The sequence below is a fragment of the Roseovarius sp. E0-M6 genome (genome assembly GCF_037083845.1).
In the GTDB taxonomy this organism is placed as follows: Bacteria; Pseudomonadota; Alphaproteobacteria; order Rhodobacterales; family Rhodobacteraceae; genus Roseovarius.
Genome location: NZ_JBAPLA010000002.1, coordinates 553,304 through 569,136, shown reverse-complemented (window position 1 = coordinate 569,136; position 15,833 = coordinate 553,304). Strand labels below are relative to the sequence as shown.

Annotated in this window: 14 protein-coding genes; 4 read left to right on the top strand and 10 right to left on the bottom strand. The window is 60.0% G+C overall.

What is annotated here, in order from left to right; genetic code table 11:
- Window positions 1-8: 8 nt before the first annotated feature.
- Window positions 9-572 carry an elongation factor P gene (gene efp, locus V8359_RS09160; protein ID WP_336428451.1) on the bottom strand — a complete coding sequence of 188 codons (564 nt, stop codon included), beginning with the start codon at window positions 570-572 and terminating at the stop codon, window positions 9-11.
- Between the two features lie 218 nt (window positions 573-790).
- Here efp and V8359_RS09155 point away from each other — a divergent pair, with 218 nt between their 5' ends.
- Window positions 791-1,114 carry a DUF6280 family protein gene (locus V8359_RS09155; protein ID WP_336428450.1) on the top strand — a complete coding sequence of 108 codons (324 nt, stop codon included), beginning with the start codon at window positions 791-793 and terminating at the stop codon, window positions 1,112-1,114.
- Window positions 1,115-1,194: 80 nt separating this feature from the next.
- Here V8359_RS09155 and V8359_RS09150 read toward each other — a convergent pair whose 3' ends face one another.
- Entirely contained in the window at window positions 1,195-1,764 is a 570-nt protein-coding gene (locus V8359_RS09150) for a cobalamin biosynthesis protein CobQ (RefSeq protein ID WP_336428449.1), read from the bottom strand.
- Window positions 1,765-1,825: 61 nt separating this feature from the next.
- Here V8359_RS09150 and V8359_RS09145 point away from each other — a divergent pair, with 61 nt between their 5' ends.
- Window positions 1,826-3,280, top strand: coding sequence for a cobyric acid synthase (locus V8359_RS09145; protein ID WP_336428448.1), 1,455 nt, complete (start codon window positions 1,826-1,828; stop codon window positions 3,278-3,280).
- A 4-nt stretch (window positions 3,281-3,284) separates the two neighbouring features.
- Here V8359_RS09145 and V8359_RS09140 read toward each other — a convergent pair whose 3' ends face one another.
- From V8359_RS09140 to V8359_RS09115, 6 genes are all read right to left on the bottom strand, one after another.
- A complete protein-coding gene (locus tag V8359_RS09140) occupies window positions 3,285-4,211 on the bottom strand; it encodes a hypothetical protein (RefSeq protein ID WP_336428447.1) in 927 nt (308 codons plus the stop codon).
- A gap of 70 nt (window positions 4,212-4,281) precedes the next feature.
- Entirely contained in the window at window positions 4,282-5,697 is a 1,416-nt protein-coding gene (locus V8359_RS09135) for a TolC family outer membrane protein (protein ID WP_336428446.1), read from the bottom strand.
- Window positions 5,698-5,748: 51 nt separating this feature from the next.
- Window positions 5,749-6,402, bottom strand: coding sequence for a protein-L-isoaspartate O-methyltransferase family protein (locus tag V8359_RS09130; protein WP_336428445.1), 654 nt, complete (start codon window positions 6,400-6,402; stop codon window positions 5,749-5,751).
- Window positions 6,403-6,542: 140 nt separating this feature from the next.
- Window positions 6,543-8,495 carry a nucleoside-diphosphate sugar epimerase/dehydratase gene (locus tag V8359_RS09125; protein ID WP_336428444.1) on the bottom strand — a complete coding sequence of 651 codons (1,953 nt, stop codon included), beginning with the start codon at window positions 8,493-8,495 and terminating at the stop codon, window positions 6,543-6,545.
- Between the two features lie 538 nt (window positions 8,496-9,033).
- On the bottom strand, window positions 9,034-9,987 hold the full coding sequence (locus tag V8359_RS09120; protein WP_336428443.1) for a dihydrodipicolinate synthase family protein: 954 nt from the start codon (window positions 9,985-9,987) through the stop codon (window positions 9,034-9,036).
- Window positions 9,984-12,026, bottom strand: coding sequence for a xanthine dehydrogenase family protein molybdopterin-binding subunit (locus V8359_RS09115; protein WP_336428442.1), 2,043 nt, complete (start codon window positions 12,024-12,026; stop codon window positions 9,984-9,986). The genes V8359_RS09120 and V8359_RS09115 overlap by 4 nt, the downstream gene beginning before the upstream one ends.
- A gap of 234 nt (window positions 12,027-12,260) precedes the next feature.
- On the opposite strand from V8359_RS09115, the gene V8359_RS09110 reads away from it, so the two are divergent.
- Together V8359_RS09110 and V8359_RS09105 are read left to right on the top strand one after the other, a co-directional pair.
- On the top strand, window positions 12,261-13,037 hold the full coding sequence (locus V8359_RS09110; RefSeq protein WP_336428441.1) for an aspartate dehydrogenase: 777 nt from the start codon (window positions 12,261-12,263) through the stop codon (window positions 13,035-13,037).
- 4 nt (window positions 13,038-13,041) lie between these two features.
- Window positions 13,042-13,986 carry a LysR substrate-binding domain-containing protein gene (locus tag V8359_RS09105; protein ID WP_336428440.1) on the top strand — a complete coding sequence of 315 codons (945 nt, stop codon included), beginning with the start codon at window positions 13,042-13,044 and terminating at the stop codon, window positions 13,984-13,986.
- Window positions 13,987-13,996: 10 nt separating this feature from the next.
- Here V8359_RS09105 and V8359_RS09100 read toward each other — a convergent pair whose 3' ends face one another.
- Both V8359_RS09100 and V8359_RS09095 read right to left on the bottom strand, forming a co-directional pair.
- On the bottom strand, window positions 13,997-15,256 hold the full coding sequence (locus tag V8359_RS09100) for a TRAP transporter large permease (RefSeq protein ID WP_336428439.1): 1,260 nt from the start codon (window positions 15,254-15,256) through the stop codon (window positions 13,997-13,999).
- Window positions 15,253-15,795 carry a TRAP transporter small permease gene (locus V8359_RS09095; RefSeq protein ID WP_336428438.1) on the bottom strand — a complete coding sequence of 181 codons (543 nt, stop codon included), beginning with the start codon at window positions 15,793-15,795 and terminating at the stop codon, window positions 15,253-15,255. Before V8359_RS09095 ends, V8359_RS09100 begins: the two co-directional genes overlap by 4 nt.
- Window positions 15,796-15,833 lie beyond the last annotated feature (38 nt).

The window sequence follows — 15,833 nt, the reverse complement described above, 5'->3', positions numbered from 1 at the left end:
CGCAAGCGTCAGGCGCGCTCGGCGTATTCCATGGTTTCGGTGTTCACCACGACATCTTCATCCTGACCCACGAAAGGCGGCACCATGATCTTGATGCCATTTTCGAGCGTTGCCGGCTTGAAGCTATTGGCGGCGGTCTGACCTTTCACCACCGGCTCGGTCTCGGCGATGGTGCAGGTCACCTTCTGCGGCAGTGATGCGCTTAGCGCCTCGCTCTCATAGAATTCCACGGTGATCGTCATCCCGTCCTGAAGAAACGGGCGGCGCTCGCCCAGAATTTCGGCGGGCAGTTCGATCTGTTCATAGGTTTCGGCATCCATGAACACGAGCATCCCGTCGCTTTCATAGAGAAACTGCTGATCCTTCTGCTCAAGGCGCACGCGCTCGACCTTGTCGGCGCTGCGGAACCGTTCGTTCAGTTTGGAGCCGTTTCGCAGGTTGCGAAGCTCGACCTGAGCAAAGGCGCCGCCCTTGCCGGGCTTGACGTGATCGACCTTTACGGCGGACCAGAGTCCCCCGTTATGCTCGAGCACATTACCGGGGCGAATTTCGTTTCCATTGATCTTGGGCATTGTGGCAAAACCTTGGCGAAAGCTTGATCGAAGTCTGGCGCGGTCTATATCTTGATGCACCTCTGGGAGCAAGTAGACGAAATGTCGTGCTGCAACTGCAGAAAGATATGCATAAAATGCATGATAGCTATGCATATATGGCCTATCCGAATCGACCAAACTTCGTCATAACCATCACCAACCCAGAAACGCAAGAGCAATAACAATAAGGACGAACCATGACGGATTTCGTTGACGGTGCCGCTTTCAACAATGAGCAAGGCAACCGCGCACGCAAACTTTTTGCGGCTGTCGTACTGGCCGCTTTGGACGATGCCATCTCTGACGATAAGAAATATGGCAATGGTCCTGAACAGATCGCCCGTTGGGCGCGTTCGCGCGATGGCCGCGAAGTGCTCAGCTGTGCCGGAATCGACCCGAACGAACGCGTGGTCTCCGGCCTGATGGAATTCGTGTCGAAAGGTGTGCGCACCTCGGTCGCGCTCTCACGCGAAGAGAGTGAGCGCCGCCATGCCGCCGCTGCTCAGGCCGAAGCCGCCTGACCCGACCGGCATAGGATCGGCATGTTGTTTGAAAATCCTCCGCTGGCGCGCCCGGCGGGGGTTTTTCTTTTGCATGGGCTTTAGAACATCGCCGCCCAGATGATCAACGGCGACAGTTGCGCCAAAGCCAGAACGGCGATGCCGGCCCGCGCCCCACGCCCGCCGAACCGCACCGCCAGCACGACACACAAAAGCAACGAAACCGCGATTTCGATCGGGCCTATGATGTCCCCATAATGCGCGTGATCCCAATAGCTGACGGGACTGACGAAAATCCAGTCCGAGACGGGCCAGAAATGGCGTCGCGCGTCATCATGGTGCAGCGCGAAATCGAACACGAGGTGCAAAAGCGCCGACAATGTAAGAATCACGCCATTGCCCCACCCCCGCCAGAAACAGATGGCCAGCCCCGCACCCCACACCACGAACGAGTTATCCACCGCGAAAATGGCCTGCCACGCATTCGAGTAATAGAAGTCGCGGAAGACCTGCTCGGCCCCAAAACCCAGCACATAGAGCGAGACCCCGACCAGAAGATAAAGCGACAGGTCAGGTGCGAGACCGCCAGCAACCGCCGCCACATTTCGCCACTTGTCGCCGGGTCGGGCAAAGGCAGCAAAAGCGAAAATCACATGGGCCGGGGTGTTCATGGCTTTTCTCGCGGGTGACGCGCCTCTATCACGAGCCGCAGGAACAGCATGAGGCAATGCCATGGCGCGGGCAATCATGATTCAGGGCGCCGGCTCCAATGTCGGGAAGTCCATGCTTGTGGCTGGTCTGGCGCGGGCTTACTTGCGCCGTGGGCTTTCGGTGGTGCCGTTCAAACCACAGAACATGTCCAACAACGCCGCCGTGACGGTGGACGGGGGTGAAATTGGGCGCGCGCAGGCGCTTCAGGCGCGCGCCTCAGGTCGTCCGCTTCATTCCGACATGAACCCCGTCCTGCTCAAACCCGAGAGTGAGACAGGCGCGCAGGTGATCGTTCAAGGGCAGCGCGTGGGCACTTTGCGAGCCGGCGATTTCGGACAGGAAAAGCCCCGGCTGATTGCCCCGGTGATGGAGAGTTTCGGGCGTCTATGCTCGGATGCCGACCTCGTTCTGATCGAAGGCGCGGGAAGCCCGGCCGAAATCAATCTTCGCAAGGGCGACATCGCGAATATGGGCTTCGCAGAGGCGGCGGGCGTGCCTGTGATCCTCGTTGGCGACATCGACCGTGGTGGTGTGATCGCGCAGATCGTGGGCACCAAGGCGGTGCTGCCTCCCGAGGATGCAGTTCATATCCGCGCATTCGCCATCAACAAGTTTCGGGGCGACCCCAGCCTCTTTGACGAGGGGCTTACCGCGATCGAAACGATGACAGGCTGGCCCTCGCTTGGTCTGATACCTTGGTTTGACGCCGCGTGGAAACTGCCGGCCGAAGATGCGCTCGACCTCGGATCACGTCAGGGCGGCGCGTTCAAGGTCGCAGTGCCGCGCCTTGGGCGGATCGCGAATTTCGATGATCTCGACCCATTGGCGGCTGAACCCGGTGTCAGCCTCGACATCATTGACCGGGGGCGCCCCTTGCCCGGCGACGCCAATCTGGTGCTTCTTCCCGGCAGCAAATCGACGATTGCCGATCTCGCCCTTTTGCGTGCCGAAGGCTGGGATATTGACCTGACGGCCCATATCCGGCGCGGCGAGCATGTCATGGGCCTGTGCGGTGGTTATCAAATGCTTGGCCAGTGGATTGACGACCCGGACGGGATCGAAGGTCCGGCAGGCCCTGTTGCGGGCTTGGGGCATCTCGACATCTCGACGGTGATGCGCCCGGAAAAACGGCTCGCTCAAACGCGTGCGCGGTGCCGGATCACGGATACACAGGTGAACGGCTATGAAATACATCTGGGTCAGACAACCGGCCCCGATTGTGCGCGCGCATGGCTTGACATTGATGGCAGATATGAAGGCGCGGCCAACGCCACGGGACGGGTGCGGGGCTGTTATCTGCATGGGCTGTTCGCGTCTGACGATTTCCGCGCCGCTTATCTGGCCGGACGCGGCGGCGCGTCCGACTTGCAATTTGAAGACGGGGTTGAGGAAACGCTTGACGCGCTGGCCGCGCATCTTGAGACGCACATGGATCTGGATCGTCTGCTACGTCTCGCCGAAGAGCCTCGCGCCTGATGATCTATTCGAGGTCTTGAATGGCAAGAGCACGATGGACTTCGCGCCGCACCAGCTTGCGGACGTTACGCGTGATCCGCTCACCCAGCGCGCCCTGAAGCTCCTCACGCACGATATCAGCCACGAGATCACGCAACGCATCCTCGTCAAGAATATCTTCAGGCGGGGTTTCCTCGGAAAGATCGGCGTTGCCCTCTTCCTTCAGACCCAGATCATCCGCGTCGCCCATCGGCGCGGGATCGGCCATGGGTTCGTGTTCCGGAACATCCGCGCTATCCCACATCTCGCCACTGTCCGCATGGCCAAAATCGGGTTTCTCCTCGGTATCCGAAGTCCCCTTCGCCTCGGCCTCGTCCGGATCGAAATCTTCCCAAGGAAGGGGCTCTCCGGCGCTGCCGGAATAGGCGTCATCAGTTGTGCCATCAGGCTCCCACTGTTCATCGCGGCTGGCCACGACGGCCTCCATTGCCGCGACCCTCGCCTTTAGCGCAGCCTCGGATTCGCCCTCGGGTTCTGGCGTGGCCTGTGTCTCTTCGGTCGGGCCGGTCTCGGTCCGAGCAGCCTCAGGCGTGTCCGCGTCATCGGAGGGTGTCTCCTCCTCGGCATCCCTCACATCGCTCGCTTGACCTTCGTCGGCGGCGTCGGCCTCGTCCGACCCGGTGGAGCGGTCATTGGCAAGATCACGCTCTTCGTCCGGCTCGTCCGGGTCTTGAATGTCGGGTTCGGGGACCTTGGAGTTGTCCACCCGGAGCGATGGCGTCAGGACAAGCCGATCCCCATCCACTGGCGATTCGTCCGCATTTTGCGCGTCATCGCCGCCCTGCTGCACAGGGTCATGCCGCGTCGGGGGGTGCTTTTCTTCATTGGAAACGAGTCGTCGGATAGAAGACAGAACGTCCTCGATTTCCACATTGGTCACGGGATCTGACATTTTTTATACCACTCTTGCCTCACCCCAGTTTACCTTTGGCGGGCCGTTCGCACAACAGATAGGCGGAGTTTTACTCTTTACCCAGTGCCTTGAGCACACGATCCAGCTTTTTACCCTGTTTGCTGGTGACTGTGGGCGCGTCCTTGACCAGGTTGTAATAGGCCGAAGGATCATAGGTCTGAACTCCGAGATTGAGGGCGCTCGCTGTCAACTGACCCATCGACGACAAGACAGCATAGGCCGCGATATACACGTCAGCCTGTCCAGAAATAAGGGTGGCCTGCGCGTCCAGAAGCTCCTGTTCGGCATTGAGGACATCAAGTGTCGTGCGCGACCCGACCTTCGCCTCCTCCTGCACACCGCGGAAGGCGACACGCGCCGCGCGCACGCGCGCCCGACTCGCTTCGACCTGCGCACGGGCGGCCCGCAACACGGCATAGGAATTGCCGACATTGGCCCGCACCGCATGACGGGTCACGTGCAAGGCGCTACGCAGGGCATCGCGCTGAGCGATACTGCGACGGACCGCCGCGCTCAGGCGTCCCCCCTGATAAATAGGACCACTCAGTTGCAGGCCGATGCTTCCGGTCTGGCCATAGGCATCGGAATTGAATTCCTCGTTCAACCCCAAACTGCCATTCAGGGACAGACGGGGATTCATCGCCGCTTCGGCAGCCATGACGTTCAGGTCAGCCGCGGCAATGTCATGCTGCGCCTTTCGGATGTCCGGGTGACGGCGAATAGCCACGGCCTTGGCCGAGTCGGCAGACCGTTCGATATTGGGCACCGGGCCGGCAGACGTCAGGCGATTGGGGCGGTATCCAATCGCGGCGGTGTATTCCTCAAGTGCCTGTGCAAGATCACCACGCGCCACGGCAAGCTGGCTTACGGATTCCGCGCGCCGGGCCTCGGCCTGTGCCACGTCAGTGCGAGTGACCTCGCCCACTTCGAACCGCTCACGCGCGGCGCGCAGTTCCTCGTTGATGAGGCGCAGGTTATTCTCCCGCAGCGAGACAAGTTCGTAGTTGCGGTTCACGTTCATGAAGGCCTGCACCGCGCGGAACAAAACCTGCTGTTCGATCCCGATCAGCGTCTGACGCGTGGCAAGCACAGTTTCCTTGGCCGCCTCGATCTGAAACCTGGTGCGCCCGCCATCGTAGAGCAAAAGTTCAGCCGAGATGCCAAGATTGGCATCGGTGTCGCCGCTTGACCGTGCCACGCCGCCAACATTGGCGCCCCGCCCTTCCGAGAAGGTGCGCGTTACATCCGCCGTCCAGTTCACGATCGGGCGTAGGCCAGCCACGGTCTGCGCGACATCCTCATCAGCAGCCCGCAGAAGCGCGCGGTTCTGATCAAGAAGGCCCGAATGTTTGTAAGCCGCGACAAGGGCGTCTGCCAGGGTTTCGGCCTTGGCGTCGCTTGGGGCAGAAAGGGCAAACGCCGCCGACAGGATGACTCCGCAGGTCCATCCGCTACGGCGTGCCATTCCCTTTATTAGCCTAAGCATATCGTGCCTGCCTCTCTGCCGCACCCGGCATCACAGAGTAAACGCCACGCTCTTTTCAAAGCCCGGCAAAACCGGCGCGCCCGCGTTGAACGAATCGCGCCATGTCATGCGCCCATCGATCTTATAACCAATCCGCACCACACCAAGCACCCCCTCCGCAAAGAGACAGGCGATACGTCCGCCTTCCTTAAGTTGATCAAGCAGTGCCTCGGGAAGATGGGAAACCGCACCCTGAATCATGATGACATCATAGGGGCCGTGTTCAGCCGCACCTTCGGCCAGAGGACCGGGGTAAAGCACGACGTTATCGACACCATGCTCCATGAGAACTGTATGTGCCTCACCGGCCATTTCCTCATCCTCTTCGACCGCGATCACGGCTTCGGCCAACTGCGCGATGACCGCCGAAGAGTATCCAAGCCCGCATCCGATATCGAGAACCAGATCGTCACTACCGACGTCGAGAGCATCCAGCATCTTGGCCAAAGTCCGCGGCTCGAGCAGCACGCGGTCGCCGCGGAGCGAGACATTTTCGCCCATGTATGCCGCCTCACGGAGCGACGCAGGCACATAGGCCTCACGTGGGACCGACAGCATCGCGTCAATGATAGGAAACTTGGTAACATCCGAGGGGCGGATCTGTGTATCCACCATCATCGTGCGCCGCGCGCCGTAGTCGGTCATTGTCAAAGCTCATCGGTTCGGAATTCGATCCGTTTAGTTTGACACATTCGCACGGAGGGGGCAACGGCGCTGGCGCGTGATTATGCGGCTTCGACACATGCTGCGTAGAACGGCAAGACCGCAAAACTCAGCGGTCAGAGTCATTCTCCGGCTTTCAACTGCACGTCTACCGCTGCTCGTCCTTCGTCCCACAACAAATCAGCGATTTCGCTATCTGGGTGGTACCCCGTGGGCGCATTACAGATCAGCATGCGCAGGCGCGCGATATCCTGCACCTTGCAGGCGGCGAGAATGTTGTCGAGCAGCTCTTCCAAGGCGGGCGGACGAAGGCTGTTTTCCTTGGCAGTCATGATACGGGGATGCTGGGTTGGGCCGGATTCGGCTCCGATCAGCAATTCCTCGTAAAGCTTCTCACCCGGCCTCAGACCGGTGAATCTAATCTCGATATCACCGGTGGCCGCTTGGCCATCCTCGCTCGGAATGTCCGTGCGATATGGCGTGAGCCCACTAAGCCTCACGATCCGCTCGGCAAGGTCGACGATGCAAATGGGTTCCCCCATGTCCAGCACGAAGACGTCCCCGCCTTCGGCCATGGCCCCAGCCTGAATCACAAGCTGAGCCGCCTCGGGAATGGTCATGAAATAGCGTGTGATCTCGGGATGCGTAACGGTCACCGGCCCTCCCGCCTCGACCTGCGCGCGGAACCTTGGAATAACAGACCCCGATGATCCCAGAACATTGCCGAAGCGCACCATGGAAAAAACAGTTCCGGTGTTGCGCTCGGCTGCGGATTGACAGACCAGTTCGGCCAGCCGTTTAGACGCGCCCATGATGTTTGTCGGGCGCACTGCCTTGTCGGTGGAAACCAGGATAAACGCCTCGACACCGGCCGCAATCGCCTCGTCCACAACCGTCTTGGTGCCGAAGACGTTGTTGCGAAGCCCCTCGACCACATTGTGTTCGACCATGGGCACATGCTTGTAGGCCGCCGCATGATAGATCGTTTGCACACCGAAACGCTGCAACGAGGTTCTGAAACGCCCCGAATTCTGAACCGAGCCAATCAACGGAACGAGTTTTACATCCAGCCCTTCTGCCACGATCAGTTCGCGAAGTTCCATATCCAGAGAGTACAACGCCAGCTCCGACTGTTCCCAAAGCAAAAGGGTTCGAGGAGCGTTTTGGACAATCTGACGGCAAAGCTCGCTTCCGATCGATCCGCCCGCGCCGGTGACCATCACGACCTTGTCTGTGATGTTCGTTGCCATAAGGTCCGATCGCGGAGGGACCGGATCACGCCCAAGCAGATCCTCGACTGTGACGTCGCGCAGTTCACTGACCCTTGCACGCCCCGAGACCAGGTCGGCCATGCCCGGGATCGTCTGAAAGCGCACCGGCAACATATCGAGCCGATCCACGATTTTCTTGCGTTGGGCTCTTGTCGCGCTTGGCGTCGCCAAAAGCACCAGTTCAATTCCACGCAATCTTACCAGTGACTCCATTGCCTCGGGCCCATGGACCCGAAGGCCGCCAACGTCGTTGCCCTGAAGCTCGACCGCGTCGTCCACGAAGGCGATGGGATTGCATTCGTCGCTTTGTTGCAGGGAGCTCAGAAGCTGACGCCCCGAAGCGCCAGCACCGTAGATAAGCACCTTGGCGCGCGAATGGCGTGAACTGCGCCCGAAAATCCGCCGCATGGCCATACGCACGCCACCCAACAGGCACATCGCGAGCAGCCCGTAGATCACCGGTACCGAGCGCGGGATGGGAAAGTCGAAAAGCTGCGAAACACCCAAGAGGGTCAGCGCCGAGATGAATACGCCCAGTAGGATGATCTGCATCGCGCGCACGGTGATGTACCGGATCACGGCACGGTAGAATCCCAGGCGCATAAAAATCAGCAGGCTGATCGGAAGGGTAATTCCAAAGGCCACCCACACGCCCGCTTGTGCGAGCGGGGCCACGCTTTCAAGCCTGAGCACCATCGCCGCGGCAAAACTGACAAGAACAATGAATGCGTCGGCAAGCAATTGCACGATACGCTTACTTCGCCGCTCCATTTGCAGAAGCTTGATGGTGAATCTTTCAAACATGGAAAACAAAGGCCTTTTCAGGTTGACCCAATTTCTCACCGTCTGGCTCACCTAAAATGCGGGAACCGGAAAAAACGGGTGTCACTGATTGCGAACTGCGAATTACTTTCTGGCCAGCACCTAAGGCAAACATGTGAAATGTGAAAACCATAAAAAAGCCTTCGGATCATATACCAAAGTCGATCAATATTATCCTTTTTTTGAAGCTATTTATCAAGTCAGGGTTTCCAGACCCAACAGGAAAGAGCGCAAACAAGCCGTAGGCGCTGAAGAGAGCTAGCGCCGTTGACCCCTACAAGGTTAACATTGGGGGCCAAGCCAGCATCTTCTCAGTCTTGGCATTGAGCAAATCAACCGCCTTCGCATGACTTGAAACGCCCTGTATCGACTGCAACTTTTTGATTGCCTGAGGCGAGCACAACGGCTGCTGCATTGCTCATGGCACTGCGATTCGGGGTTTCAATGCGATGTCCCCAAGCCGGTCACATCGGGAGATACCGACCGCCCCAAGGTTCTGAACCGGATCCTTCGGACCGGATCACAGCTTCAGTCCACAACTTTCGAATGCCGCGCGGGTGCGCTTCTTTTCGTCCTCGGTCAGTTGCAGAAGCGGCGGGCGCACGGTGCCACCCACCTGCCCCAAAAGCTCCTGCCAGTATTTGCCATGTGCCTGCGGCTTGCCACCCGGCTTGGTGGTCCTGATAGCCTCGCGCACCGGGTCAAGGCTGTCGCGGACATGGCGTGCCTCGGCGAACTTTCCCTCGAAGGCCAGACGGGTATATTCATTCATCCGTTGATCGTTCCTGGTCTGAATCTGATAGGGCGGCGACGAGCAGAGATAGAGCTTCCAACCCAACTCCTCGATATTGTCGAGCCACTCGGCTTCGGAGGCGGTTGAAACCTGTATCTTGTCCCCGACCATATGGGTGAGTTGCACGTACATCTCACGCGGGACGGAGTATTTGATCGCCACGATATTGGGCAGTTCGGCCACCCGCGCGCAAAGCTCGGGACTCATGAGATAGCCGCTGTCAGGATGGCTCCACATCGCAATGCCAATGTCCACGGCATCACAGATAGCCTTGTAATAGTTATAAACCGTCTCGTCCTGATCCGTCACGAAATGCAGCATTGGCGCATGGACAACGATATAATCCGCGCCGCAATCCTGTGCATGTCGCGCCAAGTCGAGCACGGTGTCGAAATTCTGATCCGAAGCGGACATGATCGTTCCCGCCCTGCCGTCACATTCTTCGACCGCGATTTCGAAATTGCGCTTCCGTTCTTCCACCGACATGGAAAAGAACTCGCCCTGCTTGCCCGCGATAAAGAGGCCCTGAATGTCGAGATCATCCACCCAGTGCCGGATATTATGGCGCAGCCCCTCCTCGTCAAAGGCTCCATCTTCGCGAAACGGGTTGAGCGCCGCGGCCCAAATGCCGCGCATGTGCTCACGCGCGTAATCCTTGGCGTCGAGTTTCGAGTAATTCATGGTACGTCCTTTCCCTCGGCCGCGATGATCGCCTGCCAGAGCTTCCCCGGTGTCAGCGGCATGTCAATGTCGGTAATCCCGAGCGGCGTCAGCGCGTCGACTGCGGCATTCAAAATCGCGGCAGGGGCACCGATGGTGCCCGCCTCTCCCACCCCTTTCGCGCCGAGACTGTTGAGCGGGCTTGGCGTCTCGGTCTTGTCGATGACAAGTGGCGGCATATCATCCGCACGCGGCATGGCGTAATCCATGAACGACCCGGTCAGAAGTTGTCCATCCTCATCGTAGGCCACCTGCTCCATCATCGCTTCGCCAAGCCCCTGCGCGAACCCGCCAAGGATTTGCCCCCGCACTTGCGCGGGATTTATGACCCGGCCCGCATCATCGACACACACCGCCCGCCCGATGGCAAGCTGACCGGTGTCGCGATCAATCTCGACCTCGATCATGTAACAGCCATAACCCCATGCCTGCCCCTTCGTCTCATAGCGCGTCTCGACGACAAGAGGGAGCGCCTCGCCTGCCTGTTTGCGCGCCCGGAGCGTGCTGCACGCCTCATGCACCGCGCTGCCGCCGATGGCGGTTGAACGGCTGGCGACAGCGCCGATACCTTCGGGACAGGTGGCCGTGTCGCCATATCGCACATCGATCGCCTCAAGCGGCACCTCCAGCGCCGCCGCCGCGATCTGTGCCAGTGTCACGTCGCGCGCCTGTCCTTGGCTAGAGCTTCCGCTGGCCACTTCGACATGGTTTTCGTCATGCCAAGTCACGCGCGCGCTTTCCCAGCCTTCGCCGGAAGGCTCGACGTAAAAGGCGATCCCAACACCTGACAACCGGCCCTCGGACCGCGCGACATCCCGGCGGACCAACGCTTGGTCATAGCCCGCAATGGCACATAGCCGATCAAGCGCCCCGGCATAGTCACCTGAGTCCAATAGATTACCTGTCGCCGTCTCATGTGGCAGCTCGCCCGGCGGTAAAAGGTTTCGCTTGCGAATTTCGATGGGGTCGATGCCTGTGGCTCGTGCCGCCTTGTCCACAAGCCGCTCCATCAGACAATTCGCCTCGGGGCGGCCCGCACCGCGATAGATACCGACCGGAGCGAGATTGCAGGCCATGGCACGTGTTTTCAGCGCAACATCGGTCACCTCATAAGCACCGGGCAAGACCCGTGCTGCATTCCAAGCGGGCACTAACGCGCTATTCGGAAGCCATCGTCCCACCGGGGCCTCGACACTGGCCTCAAGCGCCGTGAAACGTCCATCTTCGGTTAGCGAAAGTCGCCCCTGACACCGGGCTCCGCGGCCTTGGGTGGCCGATAGAAATTCATCTGAACGGGTGGCCGTCCACTTGACTGACCTGCGATGACGAAGTGCCGCCCACACCGCGAACACTTCCTCGGGGTAAAGCGACGCCTTCATACCGAACGCGCCGCCCGTATCCGGCGCGATTACATGCAACCGCGCTTCATCCACTTCGAGGATACGCGCAAGCTGAGTGCGCGCCCGGTGCGGTGTCTGACTCGACGTCCAGATGGTTACGCCCTCGCTCTCGGGATCATATCGTACGGCGATCGCGCGGGGCTCCATTGGTGTTGGGGCCAGCCGGGCGTGCTGCACACAGGTCTCAACGATCACATCGGCAGCCGCAAGCCGCGCGGGCACGTCCCCGGCGGTCCAGCTTTGCGCCGCCACCTCCTCGGGCGGAGGCAGCGCGGCCTCGTCGACATCAAGCCAGATTGCCTCGGCGGCATCCTGCGCTGCATGTCGCGTGTCGGCCAGCACGGCGGCGACGGGTTGTCCCACCGCCTGAATCACTTCCGAAGCCAGCACCGGATAAGGCGTTTCACATACAAGCGGAATCACTTCGTTCACCGCAAGCCGACCGAGCCCCGCGACATCGGCACCGGTATGCACCGCCACGACGCTCGGCATATCCTGAGCATCGCCGATCTCGATCGCTTTGATGCGGCCCGCCGCCATGTCAGCGCGTAGAAAGGTCAAGTGCAAAGGGTTTTCAAGCGGAACATCACCAGCATACATGCCACGCCCGGCAACAAGAACGCCTGAGCGGCGGCTGGGTAGTGGCTGCCCTGGAGGAGAGGGAATAGACGATCGCATGTTGCCCGCGCGGATGGTGATGCCGTTTCGTCATTTGATCACGGGCCGCACATGAGCGCATAATCGAAAGTCGGCAACCGGATATAACCGAAATGGATAGCCAGAGCCACTGCTACGAAGTAAACCTGCCTCATGTCACTTAACCGGAACCTTCCCTTGAAGATCGCCCTCATCGGAGACGGTGCGATTTCCCGCTATGTTCAAGCGGGCATCGCGGCGCATCCGGTCGAAATCGTGGCCCTGATCATGCGCTCCGGGCGCACAGGCGCGACCCGCTGTGCGCCCTGCGTCACCTGCATCTCGGACCTGCCGTCCGATACCGGCCTTGTCGTCGATTGCGCCGGTCATGCCGGACTTCGCGATCATGGCCCCCCGGCCCTTGAACGGGGTATCGATGTGATCACCGTGTCGCTTGGCGCATTGGCAGACGAGCCGCTGTATGCGGCGCTCTCCAAGGCTGCGAGTGAGGGGCATGCGCGCTTGCGACTCGCCAGCGGCGCCATCGGTGCGCTGGATGCCCTGCGCGCGGCGCGGACAGGCGGGCTTGACCATGTGCGCTATGTGGGGCGCAAGCCGCCTGCGGGATGGCGCGGCTCTCCCGCCGAAGATATGCTCGACCTCGGTGCGCTTACCGCACCCGCCACGCATTTTTCCGGCAGCGCGGGGGCGGCTGCGACACGGTATCCCAAGAACGCGAACGTGGCCGCCGCTGTCGCGCTGGCCTCGCTCGGGTTTGAGGACACGCAGGTGGACCTGATCGCCGACCCGTCCATCACCGCAAATGTCCACGAGATCGAGGCGGCAGGCGCCTTCGGCGAAATGCGTTTCTCCATTGCAGGCAAGGCTCTGCCCGACAATCCGCGCAGTTCGGCACTCGCAGCGATGAGCACCCTCGCGGCGATACTGGATCAGCGCACGACCATAGGGTTCTGAGAGGATGCCCGCCCGTCACAGCCGCATCGTCGAGCGCGCGCTGACCCGGCTCAAGCTCAGGCAGTTGCGCCTTCTGGTGGCCGTCGGGCGCACCGGCAACATTCAGGCCGCGGCCCGTGAACTCAACGTGAGCCAACCTGCGGCGACCAAAATGATCAAGGATCTCGAACTCGATTTTGAGGTGCGCCTGTTCGACCGGACGAACCGGGGCGTGGTTCCCACGATTTATGGCGAGGCGCTGATCCGTCACGGCAAGCTGATCTTCGCCCAGATTTCAAATGCGGCGCAAGAACTCGACGATCTGACCGAAGGCACCAGCGGACGGGTCGTCGTTGGCACACTTCTCGCGGCCTCGTCGCATTTGCTGCCGATGGCCATTGCGCGGGTTCTGGCCAAGCGACCAAATGTCATGATCAAGGTGGTCGAGGGGACGAACGAAGTCTTGATGCCGGCCCTTCGAGCAGGCGAAATTGATCTTGTCGTGGGGCGCCTGCCCGCCCATCGCCACAGGCAGGAGCTTGATCAGATCGCGCTTTACGAAGAGGAAATCACGCTTCTGGTCGGGTCTATCCACCCGCTTGCCAATGCGGCTGAACTGACCTTCGATGATATGCGGGATTTCGGTTGGATTCTGCCACCGATCGAAACCACACTGCGCCGGCAAGTCGATCGGTATTTCCTAGACGAGGAACAATATCACCCTCCGGTCACGGTTGAATCCGTTTCCTATCTCACCAATCGTGCGCTTTTGGCAGAAGGGTCACTGATCGGGCTCATGCCAGCGCATGTGCCCGCGCGGGACGTGGCGCAAGGTTTGCTCTGCCGGCTTCCCTTTCGGCTCCCTTTCGGCGCCGGGCCTGTCGGCGTTTCCTATCGCGGCAAAGAGCGCCTCTCGCCAGCCGGTCTCGTGCTTCTGGATGCGCTGAGAGAGGTGGCCGGGTCGCTTTAGGGCATCCACTTCAGATCAGGGCGAGCGACAAGCTGGGAAAGTAGCTTAGCATCACCAAAACCACGGCCACCGCGATGAGGAACGGCCAGAGCGACCGAAGGATGCGCCCCGCCGAGGTATCGCCCATCGACGCCGCAATATAGAGACCGATCCCCACCGGTGGCGTCAAAAGACCCAGAACGAGGTTGAGGCAGATCACCACTCCAAACTGAAACGGGCTGATATCATAGGAATTCATCGCAATGGGCAACAAGATTGGCGTGATCAGGATCACAGCCGCGATCCCGTCGATCAACATCCCGACAAAAAGCAAAATGAGGTTCACGATCAGCAGAAACAGAAAAGGATTGTCGGTGATGGCCGTGATCAGAGCGGCCAATTTCTGAGGCAAGGCCTCATAGATCACGACCCAGCCAAAAACGCTGGCGGCCGCGATCATGAAAATAATCATCGACGCGTTGATCGCCGTGCGTTGAAAAATGCTGAACAGGCTTTTGGGATCAAGTTCACGATAAACGAGCCAGCCTACCAGAAACGCGATGAGCGAGGCGACAGCAGCCGACTCCGTCGGGGTGGCGATCCCGAACAGAATGCCACCGATAATCGCCAGCGGAATCAACGCAGCCGGCAAACACCGCAGAAGCGCCATACCTGCCTCGGTGGGCCGCATCCACGTTCCGCGCGGAAAATCCTGTTTGAGCCCTATAAGAGTGATCACCGTTGCGAACATCACCACAAGGATGAGGCCCGGAACGATTCCGGCAAGGAACATGTCCCCGATCGGCACCTGCGCCAGCACGCCGTAGATGACAAAGATCATCGAAGGCGGGATCACCGGCGCCAGAAGCCCGCCTGCCGCTGTGCTCGCCGCCGCGAAACCGCGGTCATATCCTTCTTTCTCCATCGTGGGCACCATGGCGCGCGACATCACGGCAATCTGTGCGGGGGCCGATCCGATGATGGCCGCCATGAACATGTTGGCCAGAAGATTGATATAAGCCAGCCCACCCCGGAAGCCGCCAACAAAGACACGGGCCGCATCGATGAGGCGCTTGGTCATGCCCCCTTCGTTCATCAGCTCACCGGTCAGCATGAAAAGCGGGATTGCCAGTAGGCCGTAATTTTCGATTCCCGCGAACATCTTCTGCGCGAAACTGTCATAGAGCACAACATTGTCGCTTTCCCAGATGTACCAGATGGACGTCATCGCCAGAACGATGGCAACAGGCACTGCGATGAGAAGCTTGAAGGCGAAAATGAAGGGAGTCATGGGGTTTCGGGCGCCTCGCGCTCGGATGAGAAATCCAGTAGATGCGCCAAGCTGTGCAAGGTCGCCCCAAGCGCGAACAGCCACATGACCAACCATACAAGGTATTTCGGAATCCGTAGAGTGAGCGTCGGTTCGGCATAGATGAAATTGAAGGTTTCTGCCTGAAACGCGCTTACATCGAACCCTGCCCGCACAAGGCTGAGCGGCGCGAACCAGCGCCAGCAGAACCAGAGAAGGAACAGGGCAAAGGCGAATATGATCAGATCGACAAGCTTGGCCGCACCCCACTTGAGCGCAGGCGGCAGCACGTCGGTCAGGATCGTGATAGCCACCGCGTTGCCATAATGGATCGCGGCGGACGCACCCAGAAAGGTCATCCAGACCATCGTGTAGATCGCCAGCTCATCCACCCAGTAAAGAGCGGCCCCCCAAGACCGCGTGACCACATTGAGAAGAATAAGAAGCGTCACGCCAAGCGCGAGGCACGCGGCCACCGCCAGTTCGATCCTGGCCCAGCCCGCTGATATGCATTTCAGCATGCGTCCTCCCCGAATGCGAACCGGGGCGCGCGCTTGAC

Bases quoted from the DNA above. Each gene is read 5' to 3' on its own strand.
- V8359_RS09140 (WP_336428447.1), bottom strand. From the start codon at position 4,211: ATGTCAGATCCCGTGACCAATGTGGAAATCGAGGACGTTCTGTCTTCT.
- V8359_RS09125 (WP_336428444.1), bottom strand. From the start codon at position 8,495: ATGTTTGAAAGATTCACCATCAAGCTTCTGCAAATGGAGCGGCGAAGT.
- V8359_RS09155 (WP_336428450.1), top strand. From the start codon at position 791: ATGACGGATTTCGTTGACGGTGCCGCTTTCAACAATGAGCAAGGCAAC.
- efp (WP_336428451.1), bottom strand. From the start codon at position 572: ATGCCCAAGATCAATGGAAACGAAATTCGCCCCGGTAATGTGCTCGAG.
- V8359_RS09120 (WP_336428443.1), bottom strand. From the start codon at position 9,987: ATGAATTACTCGAAACTCGACGCCAAGGATTACGCGCGTGAGCACATG.
- V8359_RS09135 (WP_336428446.1), bottom strand. From the start codon at position 5,697: ATGGCACGCCGTAGCGGATGGACCTGCGGAGTCATCCTGTCGGCGGCG.
- V8359_RS09115 (WP_336428442.1), bottom strand. From the start codon at position 12,026: ATGTATGCTGGTGATGTTCCGCTTGAAAACCCTTTGCACTTGACCTTT.
- V8359_RS09150 (WP_336428449.1), bottom strand. From the start codon at position 1,764: ATGAACACCCCGGCCCATGTGATTTTCGCTTTTGCTGCCTTTGCCCGA.
- V8359_RS09105 (WP_336428440.1), top strand. From the start codon at position 13,042: ATGCCCGCCCGTCACAGCCGCATCGTCGAGCGCGCGCTGACCCGGCTC.
- V8359_RS09095 (WP_336428438.1), bottom strand. From the start codon at position 15,795: ATGCTGAAATGCATATCAGCGGGCTGGGCCAGGATCGAACTGGCGGTG.
- V8359_RS09145 (WP_336428448.1), top strand. From the start codon at position 1,826: ATGGCGCGGGCAATCATGATTCAGGGCGCCGGCTCCAATGTCGGGAAG.
- V8359_RS09100 (WP_336428439.1), bottom strand. From the start codon at position 15,256: ATGACTCCCTTCATTTTCGCCTTCAAGCTTCTCATCGCAGTGCCTGTT.
- V8359_RS09130 (WP_336428445.1), bottom strand. From the start codon at position 6,402: ATGACCGACTACGGCGCGCGGCGCACGATGATGGTGGATACACAGATC.